Genomic DNA, 20,867 nt, shown 5'->3' with positions numbered 1-20,867 from the left:
AAATATGCAAAGTTCTTACATAGAAGGTTTTAAAATTTCACCTCAGCAAAAGCATTTGTGGTTGTTGCAACAACAAGAAGGCGATTGTCAGCCTTATAGGGTTCAGTGTACGATTTTAATTGAGGGAGATATAAAATATTCAATTCTAGAGAGAGCTTTACAAAACATTATTGATAAGTACGAAATTCTTCGCACTAACTTTCGAGCATTAAAGGAAATGACTATTCCTTTACAGGTTATCAATGAAAATAGTTTTTTATCTATTAATTTTTATGATTTTAGTACTCTAGAATTAGAGAAACAATTATCAAAAAGTAAAGAGTTGTTTCAAAAACATCATCAACTAATTTTTGATTGGCAGAATGGTTCTGTTTTAAATATTGGTTTGGTTAATCTATCACATCAAAAAACCTTTTTATTGATTGCTTTACCAGCTATATGTGCAGACATGGTATCAATCCATAATCTTGTCCGTGAAATTAGTGAGAGTTATAGTGTCTGCTTGCATCAAAAAGAATTTACAGATGAACCTTTGCAATATGCAGATATCGCTGCATGGCAAAATGAATTATTTGAAGGAGAAGATGCGCAAGCAACAAGAGAATATTGGGGTAAAGGAAATATCTTTAGTTTGGTCACAAGTAAGCTACCTAGTGAAAAACCATCAGTTGAAAAATCAGTATTTAAACCTAAAAATATTAATATTAAAGTTAGTTCTAGTATAGTAACTAATCTCGAAGCGTTAGCATATGCGAATGCTACTAGTATTTCGACAATATTAATGGCTTGCTGGCAGATATTACTCTGGCGTCTTACCGGACAATCTGAGATGGCGATCGCCATGTGCTGTGATGGGAGAAATTATGAGGAATTAAAGCCAGCACTGGGATTGCTAGCCAAATATATACCAGTTCGCGCTTATCTAAATGAAAACTCTAAATTTTCTGAAATATTAAAGCAATTAGATAAAACAATAACAGATGTCTACCAATGGCAGGAGTCTTTTAGCTGCGAAGACATTGCTAGTGGGGATGGGAATAACCAAGAAATATCGTTTTTCCCATTTGCTTTCGACTTTACACCACAGCCAACTAAATACTTAGCTGATGAAGTATCATTTTCGATTTACAATCAGTATGCCTGTATTGACAGATTCAAAATGAAGCTCTCTTGCCTGCACTGCGATGATTCCTTAACAGCAGAATTACATTACGATACCAACTTATTTGACTTAGAAGATATCGAACGCTTGGCAGCAGAGTTTCAAACTTTGTTAATTAGTGCAATTAATAATCCAACAAACAATATTGCCCAACTAGAAATCCTGAGTCCAAGTGAGCGCCAGCAACTGCTAGTTAAGTTCAACAACACCCGAACAAAGTACAATAAACACCAGTGCATTCATCAGTTATTTGAGCAACAGGTCGCACGTACTCCAGATCATCCAGCTGTTGTCTTTGAGGACCAGCAACTGACCTACACCCAGCTGAATGCTCGTGCCAATAAAATTGCACACCACCTACAAACCCTAGGCGTTGGTTCTGAAACAATTGTTGCACTGTGCGTCGAGCGCTCCCTTGAAATGATAGTTGGTTTTTTGGGGATTCTCAAGGTAGGTGGTGCCTACCTTGCCTTGGACCCTCTACTCCCAACTGAGCGTCTAGCTTTCATGTTGCAAGATGCTAAATCTTCAATCATCTTGACCCAACATGACTTAGCGGAATTATTTTCCCAACAGGAAGTGCCGATAGTTTGTCTAGACACTGATTGGAATGCAATTGCTCAGCAGGCAGATGACAATCCTTTGTCGCAAACAACTCCAGAGAATTTGGTGTATGTAGTTTACACCTCAGGCTCAACAGGTCAGCCCAAGGGAGTTGCTGTTGAGCATCGGCAACTTCTCAACTACCTACATAGTATTCTAGAAAAACTAGATCTGCCTGCTAATGCTAGCTTTGCAACTGTTTCCACCTTCGCAGCCGATCTGGGCAACACTGCAATTTTTCCAGCCTTGTGTACAGGTGGATGTCTTCACGTCATCTCACAAGAGCGGGCAATGAGTCCGGAGGCTTTTGCAGATTACTGCGATCGCCATCCAATTGATTGTCTCAAAATTGTTCCTTCTCACTTAAATGCTCTGTTGAGTGCTTCCCATCCGGAGAAGATTCTGCCAGCACGCTTGATTTTGGGCGGTGAGGCGCTGAGTTGGAAGTTAGTAAAGAAACTCCAGCACTACACAGCAAACTGTCAAATCCTCAACCACTATGGACCATCAGAGGCAACTGTTGGCGTTTTAACCTTCATGCTTAAGGATGAAACCATCGGTGAGAAGTCTGAGATTGTACCATTAGGTCGTCCACTCGGTAATACTCAGGTTTACATTCTTAACAATCATTTGCAAATTGTACCAATTGGTGTTTCTGGTGAGCTTTTTATTGGAGGGGATAATCTGGCACGGGGCTATCTCAACCACCTAGAACTAACCAGTGAGAGGTTCATCCCCAACCCCTTTAGTGATGAATTTGGGTCACGGTTATACAAAACAGGAGATAATGCGCGTTATCTACCCGATGGCAACATTGAGTTTCTTGGACGAATCGACCACCAAGTGAAGATTCGTGGCTTCCGAATCGAGCTTGGCGAGATTGAGTCAGTGTTGAGACAACATCCTACCGTTCGGGAAAGCGTCGTCCTAGCGCGGGAAGATGAATTTGGTAACAAGCATCTCATCGCTTATTTCGTGCCAAATCAGCAGTCTAAATTTTCGGTCAGCGATCTGCAGAACTTCCTTAATAAAAAGCTGCCGTCTTATATGGTACCATCTGCTTTTGTCCAACTCAAGGCATTACCTTTAACGCCCAATGGCAAGGTGAACCGTCAAGCATTGCCTGCTCCTGACAGCGTTAAGCCAGAGTTAGCAGGGAGATTTGTCCTTCCCCGCAATTCTATCGAGGAAACAATAGCTCTTATTTGGTCTGCGGTGTTGAAACTTGAGCAAGTAGGAGTTTATGACAACTTCTTTGAGTTGGGCGGAGATTCGATTATTAGTATTCAGATCATCGCCAGACTGAACCAAGCTGGTCTACAGTTGACTCCCAAGCAGTTATTTGAGAACCCAACCGTCGCTGGATTGGCTGCTATTGCGCCTAGAGCTTCAACAATAGCTCAACAAGAACCTGTGACGGGTTTATTCTCCCTGACTCCAATTCAGCACTGGTTTTTTGAGCAGAAGCTGTGCCATCCATACCATTGGAACCAAGCTATACTGCTAGAAGTTTCACCAGAAATTGTCCCGGCTTTACTGGAGCAAGCACTACAGCACTTGCTAGATCACCATGACGCTTTGCGCCTGCGGTTTATTCCTAAAGAATCAAGTTGGCAGCAAGTTAACGCTGATCTGGATGAAGTTGCAAAAGTACCTGTTTTATGTATGGATCTATCAGGGTTGCTAGCTACACAACAAGAAACCACCTTTGAAGCCACTGCTACTGAACTACAGATAAGCTTGAACTTAGCAGAAGGTCTTCTGATGCGAGTGGCGCTATTTAACTTGGGTGACAACCAGTCGAAACGCCTACTTTTGGTCATTCATCACCTAGTAGTAGATGGTGTCTCCTGGAGAATTTTCCTAGAAGACCTACAACAAGTCTATCAGCAACTCAGCCAGGGCAAGGCGGTTGGGCTACCTCAGAAGACAACTTCCTTCAAACAGTGGTCTGAGTTTCTACAAGAGTATGCACAATCAGTTCAGCTTCAAGAAGAACAAAACTACTGGTTACAAGCTTCCCGTCAGTCCATTTCTCGTTTGCCTGTAGATTATCCTGGTGGCGGTGCTAATACGGTGGCATTGGCTCGTAGTCTGTTTGTTTCTCTTAGCATAGAAGAAACTAAGGCATTATTGCAGGATGTGCCAGCAGCTTATCACACCCAAATCAACGATGTACTGCTTACAGCGCTGGTACAAACTTTGACTGAGTGGACAGCAAGTTGTTCTGTGCTAGTAGATCTGGAAGGACACGGACGAGAGGCAATAACTGACAATATCAACCTATCACGGACGGTTGGTTGGTTTACAACTATATTTCCAGTGCTGCTGACCTTAGAAGGAATTTCCCAGCTTGGGGAAGCACTGAAAGCCATCAAAGAGCAACTCCATAGTGTCCCGAATCGGGGAATTGGCTATGGGGTCTTGCGTTATCTAAGTGAGGACTTTTCAGTAACCACGCAACTGCAAAACCTTCCCCAAGCAGAAGTGAGATTTAACTATTTAGGCCAGTTTGATCAAGTTCTGTCTCAATCATCGCTGTTTAAGCTGGTCAAGGGAACCGTTGGTGTTTGCCGCGACCTGCAAGATAATCGGCGCTATCTGCTAGACATTAACGGGTTTGTCCTTGAGGGTCAGTTGCAAATGGAATGGACTTATAGTGAGCAGATACATCAGAGAACCACTATTGAACATCTGGCGAAAGGATTTGTCAAGGCATTGCGATCGCTCATTGCCCATTGCCAATCTTCCGAAGTTGGAGGATACACATCTTCAGACTTCCCGAAAGCTAATTTGAGTCAAAAAGACCTCGAGCAGCTGCTGGCAAGAATTAACCGAGGGAGTGGAAATCAAACAAAATGAACGTAGAAAACATTCAAGATATATACGAACTTTCACCGCTACAGCAGGGCATTCTTTTCCACAGTCTAAGCGCTCCCGAATCAGCAGTTTACTTTGTTCAGCTATGCTATGCTTTACGTGGCAATTTTAATATTTCAGCATTTGAGCAAGCTTGGCAGCAAGTCACAGTTCGGCACACCATTTTACGTACTTCCTTTTATTGGGAAAACCTCGAGAAACCAATACAAGTCGTACATCAGCAAGTAAAAGTCGCGCTCTTGCAGTATGATTGGTGCAATTTAAACTCAGTTGAGCAGCAAGAACGATTGAAAGAGTTTCTTGTGAGCGATCGCGCCTCAGGTTTTGATTTTTCTCAAGCACCTTTGATGCGGCTATTTTTGATCCGTATTACAGACGATTCTTACTACTTTGTTTGGAGTAAACATCATCTGCTATTGGATGGTTGGTCAACAGCATTGGTATTGAAAGAAGTTATTGAACTTTACGAATTACTTTGTCAGGGTGAAAATGTACCTGTAGCACCTAGCCCAGACTATGGCGACTATATTGGCTGGTTGCAGCAGCAAGATTTATCGAAAGCTGAGGTGTTCTGGAAACATGCGCTGAGTGGAATACAAGCACCTACACCCCTAATCAGCCCATATATTAATAATTTGTCCAATCAAGAAGAAAGCGATAAATCTGAACGAATTAAGCTATCACAGACAACCACAGCGGCACTACAGTCATTGGTACGGCAGCATCAGATTACGCTAAATACGCTAGTTCAAGGAGCTTGGGCTGTGCTCTTAGGTCGCTACAGTGGTGAGTCAGACGTGGTTTATGGGGCGACAGTTTCTGGTCGTCCAGTAGACTTAATAGGAGCCGAGTCTATAGTAGGGATGTTTATCAACACCCTGCCTGTGCGAGTCAAGTTGGATGTTGAGCAGTTTCTGATACCTTGGCTCAAACAGCTTCAGGCTCAACTAGTTGAATTGCGTCAGTATGAGTACAGCCCACTGATAGAAGTTCAAGGTTGGAGTGAAGTTCCACGAGGTTTACCGCTGTTCGAGAACATTTTTGTGTTTGAGAACTATCCAACAGAGCAAATTTTAAATAATTATAAAGAAAAATTAGAAATCCAAAGTATAAGTGTTTTTGACAAGACGAATTATCCTCTAACTGTTACCGCAATACCTGGAACGGAGTTGGAGATTATAATTTCTTACGATTGTTACCGCTTTGATACCGCTACGATTACCCGAATGCTAGGGCATTTCCAAACATTGCTGCAAGGCATAGTGACTGACCCCCAAATGTGCCTTAAAGACTTGCCCCTATTGACTGAACCTGAACGGCATCAATTGCTAGTAGAGTGGAATGGCATTCAGGCAGACTATCCACAAAAGCAATGCATTCATCAGTTGTTTGAAGCTCAAGTTGAGCTAACACCAGATGCTATAGCAGTGGTGTTTGAAGACGAGCAGTTGACCTACTGTGAACTAAATGCAAGAGCCAATCAACTGGCGCACTACCTGCGATCGCTTGGAGTAAAACCAGAAGTATTAGTGGGAATTTGTGTGGAGCGATCGCTGTCTATGGTCATCGGGCTGTTGGGCATTCTCAAAGCAGGTGGCGCTTATCTACCCCTTGACCCAGCATATCCCCAGGAACGCTTGGCTTTTATGTTAGAGAACTCTCAACCAACCGTGTTGTTAGCACAACAGCACCTAGTAGAGAATTTACCAACTTACAAGGCGCAAGTCGTTTGCCTAGACAGCAACTGGGAACTAATCGCCCAACAGAGGATAGAAAACCCACCAAGTAACATCACTGCTGATAACTTAGCTTATATCATTTACACCTCCGGCTCTACAGGTAGACCAAAGGGTGCAATGAATACCCACCAAGGAATCTGCAATCGCTTACTGTGGATGCAAGACGCTTACCAATTAACAGCAACAGATAAGGTTTTGCAGAAGACACCTTTCAGCTTTGATGTATCAGTCTGGGAATTTTTCTGGCCATTGATCACGGGTGCGCCTTTAGTAGTAGCTCAACCAGAGGGACATCGAGACACTAATTATTTAGTTAATTTAATAACACAGCAGCAAATCACAACCATACATTTTGTCCCTTCCATGCTGCAAGTGTTTCTAGAAGCAGAGAATTTGGAAACTTGTAAATGTCTCAAACGGGTGATGGCTAGTGGCGAAGCATTACCAACTCAATTGGAAAAACGCTTCTTTAATCATCTTGATGCTGAATTACACAATCTCTATGGTCCAACGGAAGCTGGCGTAGATGTCACTTATTGGGCCTGCGTGCACCAAAACAGTACCCAAGAAAATAGCACCATCGAGCAAAACATAGTTCCCATTGGTCATCCGATTGCCAATATCCAGATTTATTTACTTGATGAGCATTTAAACCCTGTTCCTGTAAGCGTAAGGGGTGAAGTATATATCGGTGGTGTTGGGGTGGGTAGAGGCTACTTAAATCGTCCTGAACTAACAGCAGAAAAATTCATCCCCAACCCCTTTAGCGAAAAACCGGGGACACGCCTGTACAAAACTGGGGATAAGGCACGTTATCTGCCGAATGGAGAGATAGAGTACATCGGTCGTATCGACCATCAGGTCAAAGTCCGTGGTTTCCGCATCGAACTGTCTGAGATTGAAGCACATCTAAGCCGACACCCAGCAGTCCAAGAAACTGTAGTTATCGTTCGTGAAGACTCAGGCGATTCTCAACGGTTAGTAGCCTATGTCGTTCCTCAAAAAGAGCAAACACTGACAGTGACTGAACTGCGCTACTTTTTAGAGTCGAAGTTGCCCAACTACATGGTGCCGGCAGCTTTTATGGTGCTAGAAGCACTACCACTCACACCTAATGGTAAAGTAGACCGCAAAGCATTGCCTGCACCTAATGCAAGACAATTATTATCCGAATCAGATTTGACTGCTCCTTGCACAGCAATAGAGGAGATACTAGCAGGAATTTGGGCACAAATCCTTGGGTTGGAGGAAGTCGGGATACATGACAACTTCTTTACCTTGGGAGGGCATTCGCTTTTAGCGACTCAAGTGATTTCGCAGGTGCGAAAAGTTTTTCAGCAAGAGCTTTCTTTACGTCGCTTATTTGAACAACCAACAATAGCTGGGCTAGCCAAAGACATTGAAAAAGCTACCAAGGCAGGCTTAGGACTCGAAACAGCAACAATTGAGCGGATTTCCCGCTCACAACACTTACCCTTATCATTTGCCCAGCAACGGTTATGGTTCCTTGCCCAGTTGGAGCCAAACAGCCCTTTCTACAACATCCCTGCTACTGTTCGCTTACAAGGACAATTGAATCTTAGGGCGCTACAACAGAGTTTCAAGGAAATTCTCCGTCGCCACGAAGCATTGCGAACTAATTTCCAGACAGTAGAAGGGCAACCTGTAGCAGTTATCTCATCAGCGACATCACTACTGTTACCAGTATTTGACATCAATGAATTAAGTTCAAATCAACAAGAAGCCTCAGTCAGACAACTGGCAGAATTTGAAGCGCAACAACCTTTTGACCTGAATCGGGACCTCCTGCTGCGGGTGAAACTAATGTGTCTTGGGGAACAAGAGCACATCGTACTACTGACGATGCACCACATAGCCTCTGACGGTTGGTCAACAGGCGTGCTGATCCGTGAGTTAGTAACACTCTATCAAGCCTTTTGTGAGCAGCAGCAACTCTCACCGTTAACTGAACTGCCTATCCAGTATGTAGATTTTGCAGCTTGGCAGCGACAATGGCTACAAGCAGAGGTACTACAATCGCAGATATCTTACTGGAAAAAGCAGTTAGAGGGGACACCTGCGGTACTGGAGTTACCCACTGACCACCCACGACCCGCTGTTCAGACATTTCAGGGTGCTACTTATTCTTTCGAGCTATCTGTTGAGCGATCACAAGCCCTGAATAAATTCAGCCAGCAACAGGGAAGCACTTTATTTATGACCCTGCTGGCGGCTTTCCAGACCCTGTTATGGCGTTACACGGGCAATGAAGATATTGTGGTTGGTTCGCCGATTGCCAACCGGAATCGGCAGGAAATAGAAGGGTTAATTGGGTTTTTTGTGAATACCTTAGTGCTGCGAACTAATTTGGCAGGTAATCCCACCTTTGAGGAGCTACTAACTCGTGTGCGAGAAGTTGCCTTAGGAGCCTATGCACATCAGGACTTACCCTTTGAGCAGTTGGTAGAACAACTGCAACCACAACGAGATTTAAGCTACACACCACTGTTTCAAGTGATGTTTGTGCTCCAGAATGCACCGATGTCGGCGCTAGAGTTGCCTGGTTTGACTTTAAGTCTTTTAGAAAGTGAAAGTCGCACTGCCAAGTTTGATTTGACTTTGTCGCTCATGGAAACAGCACAGGGACTAGTTGGGATTCTAGAGTACAATACTGACTTATTCGAGTCAAGCACCATCAGCCGCATGGCTAGACATTTTCAAACGTTGCTAGAGCAGATAGTTGCTAATCCACAGCAGCGCGTGTCGGAGTTAGCACTGTTAACTCCAGCTGAGAAGGCACAGCTAGCAGAGTGGAATGATACCTCGGTTGAGTATCCTCAACAACAATGCATCCATCAGTTGTTTGAGTCCCAAGTAGAGAGGACGCCCGACGCTGTAGCAGTAGTTTTTGAATCGGAGCAACTAACTTACTATGAACTAAACGCAAGAGCAAATCAACTGGCGCAGTATTTGCAAAAGCTAGGTGTAGGACCAGAGGTATTGGTAGGAATTTGCACAGAGCGATCCCTCGATATGGTGATTGGGCTTTTGGGCATTCTCAAAGCTGGTGGTGCTTATGTACCCCTTGACCCCACTTATCCTCAAAAGCGTTTAGCTTTTATGTTGTCAGATTCTCAAGTGTCAGTACTGCTAACTCAGCAGCGACTGATAGAGGCAATGCCTCAACACAAAGCTAAAATCATTTGTTTAGATGCTGATTGGCAGACAATAGCCCAAGAAAGTCAGGAAAATTTAGTCAGTGAGGTAGCTGCTAGTAACCTGGCTTATCTCATCTATACCTCTGGTTCCACAGGCAAGCCTAAAGGTGTGCAAATTCCCCACAGCGCCTTAAGTAACTTCTTGAGTGCTATGCGGCAAACACCAGGGTTAAGTGAGCAAGACACCTTGTTAGCTGTCACCACCTATTCTTTTGATATTGCTGCGTTGGAACTATTTCTACCAATGACAGTGGGTGCTCGTTTGGTAGTCGTCAGTCGGGAAATTGCCTCAGATGGAACATGCTTGTCAGCAAAACTAACTGACTCAAATGCTACAGTTATGCAAGCCACACCAGCTACTTGGCAGCTACTTTTAGCAGCAGGTTGGCAGGGAAATCATCAATTGAAAATTCTCTGTGGCGGAGAAGCCTTACTTGGAAACTTAGCCAATGAGTTACTCAATAGGTGTGACTCGCTGTGGAATATGTATGGTCCTACCGAAACCACCATTTGGTCAGCAGCTTGCCTGGTAGAAACTGATGGTAGCGTTGTGCCAATAAGTCACCCGATTGCTAACACACAATTATATATCCTAGACCAACACGCTCAGTTAGTTCCTGTTGGTGTACCAGGAGAACTGCACATAGGTGGGGATGGACTAGCACGTGGCTACCTGAACCGCCCCGACTTGACAGCAGAAAAATTCATCCCTAGTCCTTTTGAAAATTCAAAATTCAAAATTCAAAATTCAAAATCGAATCGCCTTTATAAAACAGGAGATATAGCACGTTATCTGCCAAATGGAGAGATTGAATTCTTAGGACGTATCGACCACCAAGTCAAAATCCGTGGTTTCCGCATCGAACTTGGAGAAATTGAAGCAGCGATCAGCCAACATCCCACTGTTCGAGAAACTGTAGTTGTGGTTCGTGAAGATTCAGCAGATTCTCAACGAATAGTCGCCTATGTTGCCCCTCAAGCAGAACAAACACTGACAATGATTGAACTGTGTGGCTTCCTCAAGTCGAAGCTGCCAAACTACATGGTGCCAGCAGCTTTTGTTATGCTAGAGGCACTACCGCTCACACCTAATGGTAAGGTGGATCGTAAAACACTACCTACACCCGAGGCAACACAGCTATTATCTGAATCCAATTTTATCGCTCCTTCTACACCAATTGAGGAGATGCTAGCTTTAATTTGGACAGAGGTGCTTGGTATTGAAAAAGTAGGCATTTACAATAACTTCTTTACCTTGGGAGGGCACTCGCTGCTTGCAACTCGCGTGATTTCTCAAGTACGGCAAGTTTTTCAGCAAGAGCTTCCGTTACGTCGTTTATTTGAAGAACCAACAATAGCTGGGCTAGCTCTAGACATTGAAAAAGCGCTCAAGGCAGGTTTAGGACTCGAAGCAGCTAAGATTGAGCGGATTTCACGCTCACAAAATTTACCTCTATCATTTGCTCAACAGAGACTCTGGTTCCTTGCACAGCTAGAACCAAATAGCCCCTTTTACAATATACCTGCTGCTATTCGCCTACAGGGACAATTGAACCTAGAGGCACTACAACAGAGTTTCAACAAAATTCTGCATCGCCACGAAGCGTTGCGAACAAATTTCCAGACAATAGAAGGGCAACCTGTAGCAGTTATTTCACCAGCGACATCATTACCGTTGTCCCTGCTTGAGATCAGTGAGTTATCTTCAAGTCAACAACAAGACTCAGTCAGACAAATAGCATATTTTGAAGCACAACAACCCTTTGATCTCAACAGCGACCTCTTGCTGCGAGTAAAATTACTACGCCTTTGGGAACAAGAGCACATAGTACTACTGACGATGCACCACATTGTCTCTGACGGTTGGTCAACAGGCGTACTGGTGCGTGAGTTGGTAGCATTTTATCAAGCCTTTTGTGATAATCAACCGTTAATGTTAGCGGAACTACCAATTCAATACGTAGATTTCGCGGCTTGGCAACGACAATGGTTACAAGCAGATATATTACAATCCCAGATATCTTACTGGTGCAAGCAGTTAGAAGGCGCACCATCAGTACTAGAGTTACCGACTGACCATGTGCGACCCGCAGTTGTGACCTTTGCGGGTGCTACCTATTCATTCGAGCTATCTCAAGAACTATCCGTAGCGATTAATAAATTAAGTCAACAGCAGGGAAGTAGTTTATTTATGACTCTGCTAGCAGCTTTCCAGACCCTGTTATGGCGTTACACAGGGCAAGAAGATATTGTGGTGGGTTCACCCATCGCCAACCGCAACCGGGCGGAAATAGAAGGGCTAATTGGATTTTTTGTCAATACGTTGGTACTACGAACTAACTTAGCAGATAATCCCACTTTCAGAGAACTACTAACTCGTGTGCGGGAAATAGCATTAGCAGCCTACGCTCACCAAGATTTGCCTTTTGAGCAGTTGGTAGAAGAACTGCAACCACAGCGCTCTTTAAGCCACACACCACTGTTTCAAGTGATGTTTGTGCTCCAAAATGCACCGATGTCGGCGTTAGAGTTACCTGGTTTGACTTTTAGTCCCCTGGCAAGTGAGAGTCGCACTGCCAAGTTTGATTTAACTCTGTCGATGGCAGAAACAACACAAGGATTAGTTGGTACTTTGGAGTATAATACTAACTTATTCGAGTCAAGCACCATCAGCCGGATGGGTGGGCATTTGCAAACGTTGTTTGAGGGGATTGTTGCCAATCCACAGCAGCGTCTGTCAGAGTTACCACTATTGACTCCCGCCGAAAAGGCACAGCTTGTGGAGTGGAATGATACTCAGGCTGACTATCCCCAACACCAGTGCATTCATCAGTTGTTTGAGGCTCAAGTTGAACGCACGCCTGATGCTGTAGCAGTAGTGTTTGAGGATGAGCAGTTGACCTACCGAGAACTGAATAAAAGAGCAAATCAGCTGGGCCATTACCTGCAAGCGCTAGGAGTAGGACCAGAGGTTCTGGTAGGAATTTGTGTAGAGCGATCAATCTTAATGCTCATCGGACTGTTAGGCATCCTCAAGGCAGGTGGTGCATATGTACCCCTCGACCCTAGCTATCCACAGGAACGTCTTGCTTTTATGGTAGAAAATGCCCAGATGCCAGTGCTTTTAACTCAAAAGAGCTTAGTAGTGATTTTACCAGAAAGTCAAGCTCAGATAGTGTACTTAGATGCTGACGGGGGAGAAATTGCTAAACAAAGCACAGACAATCCTATAAGCAAAGTAGTCACTGAAAACCTAGCTTATGTCATTTATACCTCTGGCTCGACAGGCAGACCCAAAGGAGTCGAAATTCAACATTCAGGCTTACTCAATCTTGTCAGATGGCATCAGCATATTTACAATCTGACGCCAGCAGATCGAGCAACTCAAATAGCCGGATCGGGATTTGATGCGTCTGTATGGGAGTTGTGGCCTTATCTTACAGCAGGAGCGAGTATTCATATTCCTAATGAACAGACTCGCTTGTCTCCATCAAAACTCTGTAAATATCTGACTGCTGAGGCAATTACCATCTGTTTTTTGCCTACACCACTTGCAGAAAGTTTTTTGGAGGAGCAATGCTTAAATAGTTTAGCTCTAAAATATCTGCTGACTGGTGGGGATAAACTCCATCGAAACCCACGGACAACCTTGCCTTTTTGCTTAGTCAACCATTATGGACCAACAGAAAACACCGTTGTGACAACATCGGCTGTAGTTGCTGTTGAAACAGAGACCAATTTATCTCCCCCTATTGGTCGTCCCATTGCGAACGCACAGATTTATCTACTCGATCGATATCTGCAGCCTGTACCAGTGAGTGTAGTAGGGGAAATCTACATCAGTGGAGTCAGTTTGGCTAGAGGCTACTTAAACCGCCCTGAACTAACAGCAGAAAATTTTATCCCCAACCCCTTTAGCGAACAATCGGCGACACGCTTGTACAAAACAGGAGATTTAGCACGCTATCTGCCCAATGGAGAGATTGAGTACATTGGTCGGATTGACCACCAGGTTAAAGTTCGTGGTTTCCGCATTGAACTGTCTGAGATTGAAGCACATTTGAGCCAACACCCCAAAGTCCGAGAAACTTTAGTTGTTGTCCACTCAGCCTCAGCCGATTCTCAAGATTTGGTCGCCTATGTCGTTCTTCAAAAAGAGCAAACATTGACAATTACTGAGCTACGGAACTTTCTGGAGTCAAAGCTGCCCAATTACATGATACCAGCAGCTTTTGTCATGCTAGAAGCACTACCACTCTCACCTAATGGTAAAGTAGATCGCAAAGCACTACCAGTACCTGACAATTCACGTCCCCAATTAGAAGCGGTTTATCAACCACCCCAAACCGAGGCAGAAAAAACTATTGCTGATATCTGGCAAGAATTGCTTCATATCGAGGACGTAGGAATCCATGATAACTTCTTTGAACTCGGCGGACATTCATTACTCTTGGTTCAGACTCATAGTAAATTGCAAAAAATATTTCAGCGAGATTTCCCCTTAGTTGAAATGTTTCAATATCCGACCATAAATCATCTAGCCAGATATCTTAGTCAGGAGTCAAGCGAACAACAGTCTTTTACACAACATTCTCATCGACCTGAAAGCAGAAGCGTCTCAGTACACCGCCGCAAGCAAGCCAGAAAAGAACATCGAGCGGCACAAAAAGGTGTTTCATCTTAATAAGGTAAATAAACTGTAAGAATTAAACGAGCATTGGTAATAGACTAAAAAACCAAATTATTACAACAATACAAAATGATATTAAGCAAACAAGAAATGTTAAACGAAAGTTATTCTTTTGAGACTGAGCAAGCATTGAATTATGAGATTGAAAAACAAGTGATGCAACTGTTTGCTTCATCTAGTCAGGTAACCTCGATTGAGGAACAAATAGATAGAATAACTGACAATTTTTGCCAAAGTTTTTTAAGCACGATTAATGCAAACACTGATATTAATTTAGACTTATTACTAAAAAATTTTTCTGAAAGTCAAATACCTGTTCAGCCTGCTTCTTTGGAGAACTATCTTAAACACTTAGGCAACAATGTTGTTGCTCATTCAATACACACATCTTCGCCACGATTTATCGGTCACATGACCTCGGCGCTTCCCTATTTTGTGCGCCCCCTTGCTAAACTCATGACGGCAATGAACCAAAACGCCGTCAAAATAGAAACAGCTAAAGCCCTAAGCTTTTGTGAACGTGAAGCTTTGGCGATGTTGCATCGACTAATTTACAACTTTTCTGATAGTTTCTACGCTCAACATATTCAAAACAACCTAAGCACATTAGGAATCTTAGTTTCCGGCGGCACAGTGGCAAATATTACAGCAGTTTGGTGCGCCCGGAATAATGCTTTGGGACCTATTGATGAGTTTCTTGGTGTAGAAAAAGAAGGTTTAGCCGCAGCTTTGGATTTCTATGGCTACAAAGGAGCAGTGATTATCGGCTCTGAGTTGATGCATTTCTCTTTTGACAAAGCTGCAGATTTGATGGGTATTGGTACACATCGTTTGATTAGAATTCCCACTGACGGTAACAATCGAGTTAATATACAGGCACTGCGCCAAGCTGTTGCCCAGTGTCGCGCTCAAAACCTACTTATCATTGGTATTGTAGGCGTTGCTGGTACTACAGACTCAGGAGGAGTAGATTCCCTTGCAGAAATTGCAGACATTGCACAAGAAGCTCACACTCATTTTCACGTAGATGCTGCTTGGGGTGGACCACTGATTTTTTCCCAACAACATCGCCACAAACTTGCTGGTATCGAGCGAGCTGATTCAGTGACCATTGACGGACATAAACAACTATACCTACCAATGGGCATAGGTATGGTCTTTTTTCGCGATCCACACAAGGCGGAAGCAATTGAAAAGCAAGCGAGCTACACCATGCGTAAGGGATCATTTGATTTGGGTAAACGTGCTTTAGAAGGTTCTCGACCAGGTATGGCTTTATTTTTACATGCTGGGTTAAATCTGATTGGACTTAAGGGATATGAATTTTTGATTGATGAAGGAATTCGGAAAACTCAATATATGGCAAGTTGTATTTGTTCTATGCCTGAGTTTGAGTTATTAGGGGAACCGGATACAAACCTACTCCTCTATCGGTATATTCCGAAACCATTAAGAGAGCTTGTTGCTAAAAAACAGTTAACTGAAACTGACAATCAACTCACTAATAAATTTAATGAAAGCTTACAGAAAATCCAGCGCCAAATTGGTCGTACTTTCATTTCACGGACGACAAAAACAACTAGCAGCTTTAGCAAAGAAATTCCTATTATTGCCCTGCGTGCAGTGATTGCTAACCCGCTAACCACTGAAAAAGATATTGACACAGTTTTAAAAGACCAGATTGAGATTGCAGCAGAAATTTCAATTTCAACTTTTCTATAAGCCAGTAAAAATTTAGCTTATTAAGGTTTTTCTGAATATGTTGAATGATTTTAATAACTTAAATGATAAAGACGAAATAGCTATTATCGGCATGGCGGGTCGTTTTCCTGGAGCCAAAAACGTTGATATTTTTTGGCAAAATATCCGAGATGGTGTAGAGTCTATTTCTTTTTTCACCGATGAGGAACTAGTATCTGCTGGGATAGACCTAACATTGCTGAATGACCCTTTGTACGTAAAAGCAGGCGGTGTACTTGAAAATACCGAGTTATTTGATGCTTCATTTTTTAGTTTTTCTCCTAGAGAAGCCGAAATTACAGATCCACAACACCGTCTTTTTATAGAATGTGTTTGGTCAGCTTTAGAAAATGCTGGCTACGACTCTCAAACCTATAGTGGTCAAATTAGCCTTTTCGCTGGTGTCGCTGCAAGTAACTATTTACTTTCAAATTTATATCCTAACCGAGAGTTGATGGAATCAGTAGACAGCTTCCAAACTTTAATTGGAAACGACAAAGATTTTCTGCCCACACAAGTTTCTTACAAGTTAAACCTCAGGGGACCGAGCATCAATGTTCAAACGGCCTGCTCCACATCGTTAGTTGCTGTCCACTTAGCCTGCCAAAGTTTGCTCAATGGTGAAAGTGATATTGCTTTAGCTGGTGGTGTTTCGATAAGAGTGCCAGAAAAAACCGGTTACCATTATCAAGAAGGAAAAATTAATTCTCCTGACGGACACTGTCGAGCTTTTGATGCTAAAGCTAAAGGAACTAATAGCGGCAGTGGTTTGGGTGTAGTCGTCTTGAAAAGATTAGAGGATGCTATTGCCGATGGTGACTTTATTCATGCGATCATCAAAGGTTCAGCTATTAATAACGACGGCTCTTTAAAGGTTGGTTATACAGCCCCCAGTGTCGATGGTCAAAGGGAGGTCATTTTAGAAGCGCTTGCCTTAGCTGGAGTTGAACCTGAGACTATCACATATGTGGAAGCACATGGTACAGGAACTCTATTAGGAGACCCCATTGAAATTAAGGCTCTCACACAGGCTTTTCGTGCTAGCACAAATCAAAAAGGCTTTTGTGCTATTGGCTCAGTAAAAACCAATGTTGGACATTTAGATACAGCTGCTGGCGTTACTGGCTTAATCAAAACAGTCCAAGCCCTAAAAAATAAACAAATACCACCCAGCTTACACTTTAAAGAACCCAATCCCCAGATAGATTTCGCCAATAGTCCTTTCTACGTCAATACCACATTATCGGAATGGAAAACCAACGGCACTCCTAAAAGAGCAGGTGTCAGTTCTTTCGGTATTGGAGGGACTAACGCCCATGTCATCTTGGAAGAAGCCTCAGTTTTAGAGACTAAGCATGACAAGTCTCTCCAATCTCGCCCCTGGCAATTGTTGTTGCTTTGTGCCAAAACCAGTACAGCCCTAGAAACTATCACAACCAATTTAGCTACTCACCTCCAGCAACATCCTGATATTACCTTGCCTGATGTGGCTCATACCTTGCAAGTAGGTCGCCGAGCATTCGACTATCGCCGTATAGTGGTTTGCCATGACTGCGAGGATGCAGTGAAAGTACTGTCCTCCCACGACCCGCAACGTGTTTTTACTTATGACAAGAAGCCTGGTCACTGTCCAGTCGTATTCATGTTTTCCGGACAAGGAGCGCAATATGTGAATATGGCGCGGGAACTGTACGAAGTAGAACCCACCTTCAAAAAATATGTAGATACTTGTACACAGATTCTCCAACCCTTACTCAATCTTGATATCCACCATATACTCTTTCCACAAGAAAAATACACCGAAGCTGTTTCTGTACAACTGCAACAAACAGCAATTACCCAAAGCGCACTCTTTGTCATCGAGTACGCCCTCGCCCAATTGTGGATGGAATGGGGAGTGCGTCCAGAAGCGATGATTGGTCACAGCATTGGGGAATATGTCGCAGCAACAATTGCAGGTGTGTTCTCCCTGGAAGATGCCTTAGCTGTTGTCGCTAAAAGAGGAGAATTGATGCAACAGTTGCCGAATGGGAGTATGCTTGCGATTAAACTTCCAGAAAAAGATGTGCAATCCTTTTTGGATGTACACATGAGCGATGGCACGTCTGTACAAATAGCAGCAATTAACAGTCCATCTTCGTGCGTTGTTTCTGGTTTTAGGGAAGCGATCGCCTCCCTGCAAAACCAATTATCCTCACTTGGAATAGAATGTCGGCTGTTGCACACATCCCATGCATTTCATTCTGTAATGATGAAACCAATCTTAGAATCATTTGTGCAAGCCTTGAAAAAAGTGAAGCTAAACCCACCACGTATTCGCTTCATTTCCAATGTGACTGGTACGTGGATTACGGATGAACAAGCGACAAATTCCAATTACTGGGGTCAACATCTGCGACAAACTGTAAAATTCTCCTCCGGGATATCTCAACTGTTAGAGCAGTTTGAAGGTGTTTTCCTTGAGGTGGGTCCAGGGCGGACATTAAGCACATTAACAACACAAAATCTAAAGCCAGAAGCAAAACAGTTAGTGCTGACTTCTTTACGCCATGCTAAAGAAGAAGAATCGGATGTTGCTTGGTTGTTACAGACATTAGGTCGGTTGTGGCTATTTGGAGTAGAAATAGATTGGTTAGGATTTTATACTCATGAACAGCGTCGTCGTCTACCTTTACCTACGTATCCCTTTGAAGGCCAGAGATACTGGATTGATGCTAAATCTCCATCACTTTCTTCAAATGGAAAGCCAGTCACATTAGATAAAAAACAAGACATTGCTGACTGGTTTTATATTCCTTCATGGAAACGTTCTTTACTACCGAATTCAACCTCCTCATCTGACGAAGAAACAGGAAATGAGCGATGGTTGGTGTTTGTTGATGAGTGTGGGGTGGGTTCCCAGTTAGTTAATAGACTCCAACAGAATGGCAAAAATGTGATTGTGGTGAACGTAGGACAACAGTTTACCAAATTGACTGAAGGAATTTATGTTATTAATCCGCAAAACTACGATGATTATGATACGTTATTTCAAGAACTAATTACGTTGGGTAAAACTCCGTATAATATCGCCTATTTATGGAGTGTAAGTATATTAAATACTCCTAAAATAATTGAGTTTTTAGAATTCAAAAGTTTGCTATTTTTAACACAAGCTCTTAACAACCAAAAAATCACTGAGCGCCTGCAAATCTGGGTTGTATCGAACCAGATTCAAGAAGTTAATGGTCATGAAACTCTCAGCCCAGAGAAAGCAACTGTTTTAGGTTTATGTAAGGTTATTCCTCAAGAGTATCCTAATATAACTTGTCAGAGCATAGATTTTGTTTTAACGCGAGATACCAAGGGTGCAGAGACAGAAATAGATGATTGTGCAAGTCGTATTGTGGAGCAAATCATAAATGAGTTCACAGCTTTGTCGTCTGATTTAGTTGTTGCTTATCGAGATCGCTATCGTTGGGTGCAAACATTTGAGCCAGTTCGCTTAGAGTCTGTAGTTGAAGAAAAAACACTGTTGAGAAAACAGGGTGTTTACTTGTTTCCAGGTGGACTAGAAAGTCTTGGAGTTGTGCTTGCTCAATATTTGACAAAAACTTTACAAGCGACACTCATATTCATCGAGGATTCCACTTTTCCAAAAAAAGAAGAATACTCACAATGGTTAGAAATGAATGATCCAAAAGATGAAGTGAGTGTCAAAATCCAAGAGATCCAAAAATTAGAGTATTTGGGTGCAGAAGTTTTGGTGTTGCGTGCAGATGCAACTAATTATGAACAAATGCACCATAGCCTTGCACCTGAGAGTATTGGTCAAATTCATGGGGTGATTTATTCAACAGGAATCACTCAGGAAAATACATTTTGCCCCATACCAGAAATTGGTAAAATAGAGTTAATAGAACTGTTTTATTCCAGACGTAATAAGATTGCTGTATTAGAAAAAGTCTTACAAAATAAAAAGTTAGATTTTTGTATCATTTTTTCTTCTTTATCTTCCATTTTCGGAGGATTTGGGTTATCTTTATATGCAGGAGTAAATCAGTTAATAGATACCTTAAGTCAGAGACATAATCAAATTAACTCTCTGCCGTGGGTTTCTATAAATTGGAATAAGTTACAGATCAATACCATCCAAGAACAAAAAACACTTGGACAAGCATTTGGGATAGAATTAGCTATAACCTCGATAGAAAGTGTCGAAGTTTTTAAGCGGATACTCTCTTTAAGAGAGGGAAATCAAGTTGTTGTTTCCACATTAAATCTCAAAGCTAGGAGCGAATGTACATTTCATCTTGACTCTAAACCAGATTTAAAATCTTCTACTCAAGGAGACTTATCCTCACGCTATTCTAGACCTAATCTCAGTAAGTCCTATATTGCTCCAACTAACGAATTAGAAAAACAAATTACTGAAATCTGGCAAGAAGTTCTTGGAATTACACAAGTGGGTATTTACGATAACTTTTATGAATTGGGAGGAGACTCCCTGATTGCAACTCAATTAGTTTCTCGATTGCGAGCAAAGTTTCCAGTAGAGTTACCATTGCGTGACCTGTTAGTACAAGCAATGATACCAGCTAAACAGGCAGAAATGATAGAACAACTTTTATTGGATAAGATTGAAGAATTATCTGAAGAGGAAGTTAAAATTCTTTTAGCTTAATATTGCAGATATTGATGTAAAAAGTTTTTATTGAGATTTTAGAAATACTAGGTCGACGACAAATGATGCTTACTTTGTTTATCGTAAACCATCTTTGACACGATAATGGAAGTTTCAACTAAACACTGGTAAAACTAATTTTGCTAATAAAAACCATTTTTAGCAAGACTTT

Annotated in this window: 4 protein-coding genes; all 4 read left to right on the top strand. The window is 42.5% G+C overall.

Going from position 1 to position 20,867, the window contains the following annotated elements; genetic code table 11:
* Nucleotides 1-4: 4 nt before the first annotated feature.
* The 4 genes from V7K46_RS23230 to V7K46_RS23215 all read left to right on the top strand — a co-directional run bounded on the left by V7K46_RS23230 (nucleotide 5) and on the right by V7K46_RS23215 (nucleotide 20,695).
* The gene (locus V7K46_RS23230; RefSeq protein WP_335117235.1) at nucleotides 5-4,627 is read left to right on the top strand and encodes an amino acid adenylation domain-containing protein; all 4,623 of its coding nucleotides are present in this window, start codon (nucleotides 5-7) and stop codon (nucleotides 4,625-4,627) included.
* Complete coding sequence (locus V7K46_RS23225) at nucleotides 4,624-14,286, top strand: amino acid adenylation domain-containing protein (RefSeq protein WP_335117233.1); 9,663 nt, start codon at nucleotides 4,624-4,626, stop codon at nucleotides 14,284-14,286. Before V7K46_RS23230 ends, V7K46_RS23225 begins: the two co-directional genes overlap by 4 nt.
* A gap of 75 nt (nucleotides 14,287-14,361) precedes the next feature.
* Nucleotides 14,362-16,014 (top strand): pyridoxal-dependent aspartate 1-decarboxylase PanP, encoded by a 1,653-nt coding sequence (gene panP / locus V7K46_RS23220; protein WP_442939868.1) that lies wholly within the window; start codon nucleotides 14,362-14,364, stop codon nucleotides 16,012-16,014.
* A 37-nt stretch (nucleotides 16,015-16,051) separates the two neighbouring features.
* Nucleotides 16,052-20,695: a type I polyketide synthase gene (locus V7K46_RS23215; protein WP_335117229.1), complete on the top strand. Its 4,644-nt coding sequence runs from the start codon at nucleotides 16,052-16,054 to the stop codon at nucleotides 20,693-20,695.
* Nucleotides 20,696-20,867: the final 172 nt, after the last annotated feature.

Source organism: Nostoc sp. (assembly GCF_036917395.1).
Lineage (GTDB): Bacteria > Cyanobacteriota > Cyanobacteriia > Cyanobacteriales > Nostocaceae > Nostoc.
The sequence above is the reverse complement of the archived record's forward strand: the minus strand, read 5'-3'. Positions and strand labels throughout refer to the sequence as shown.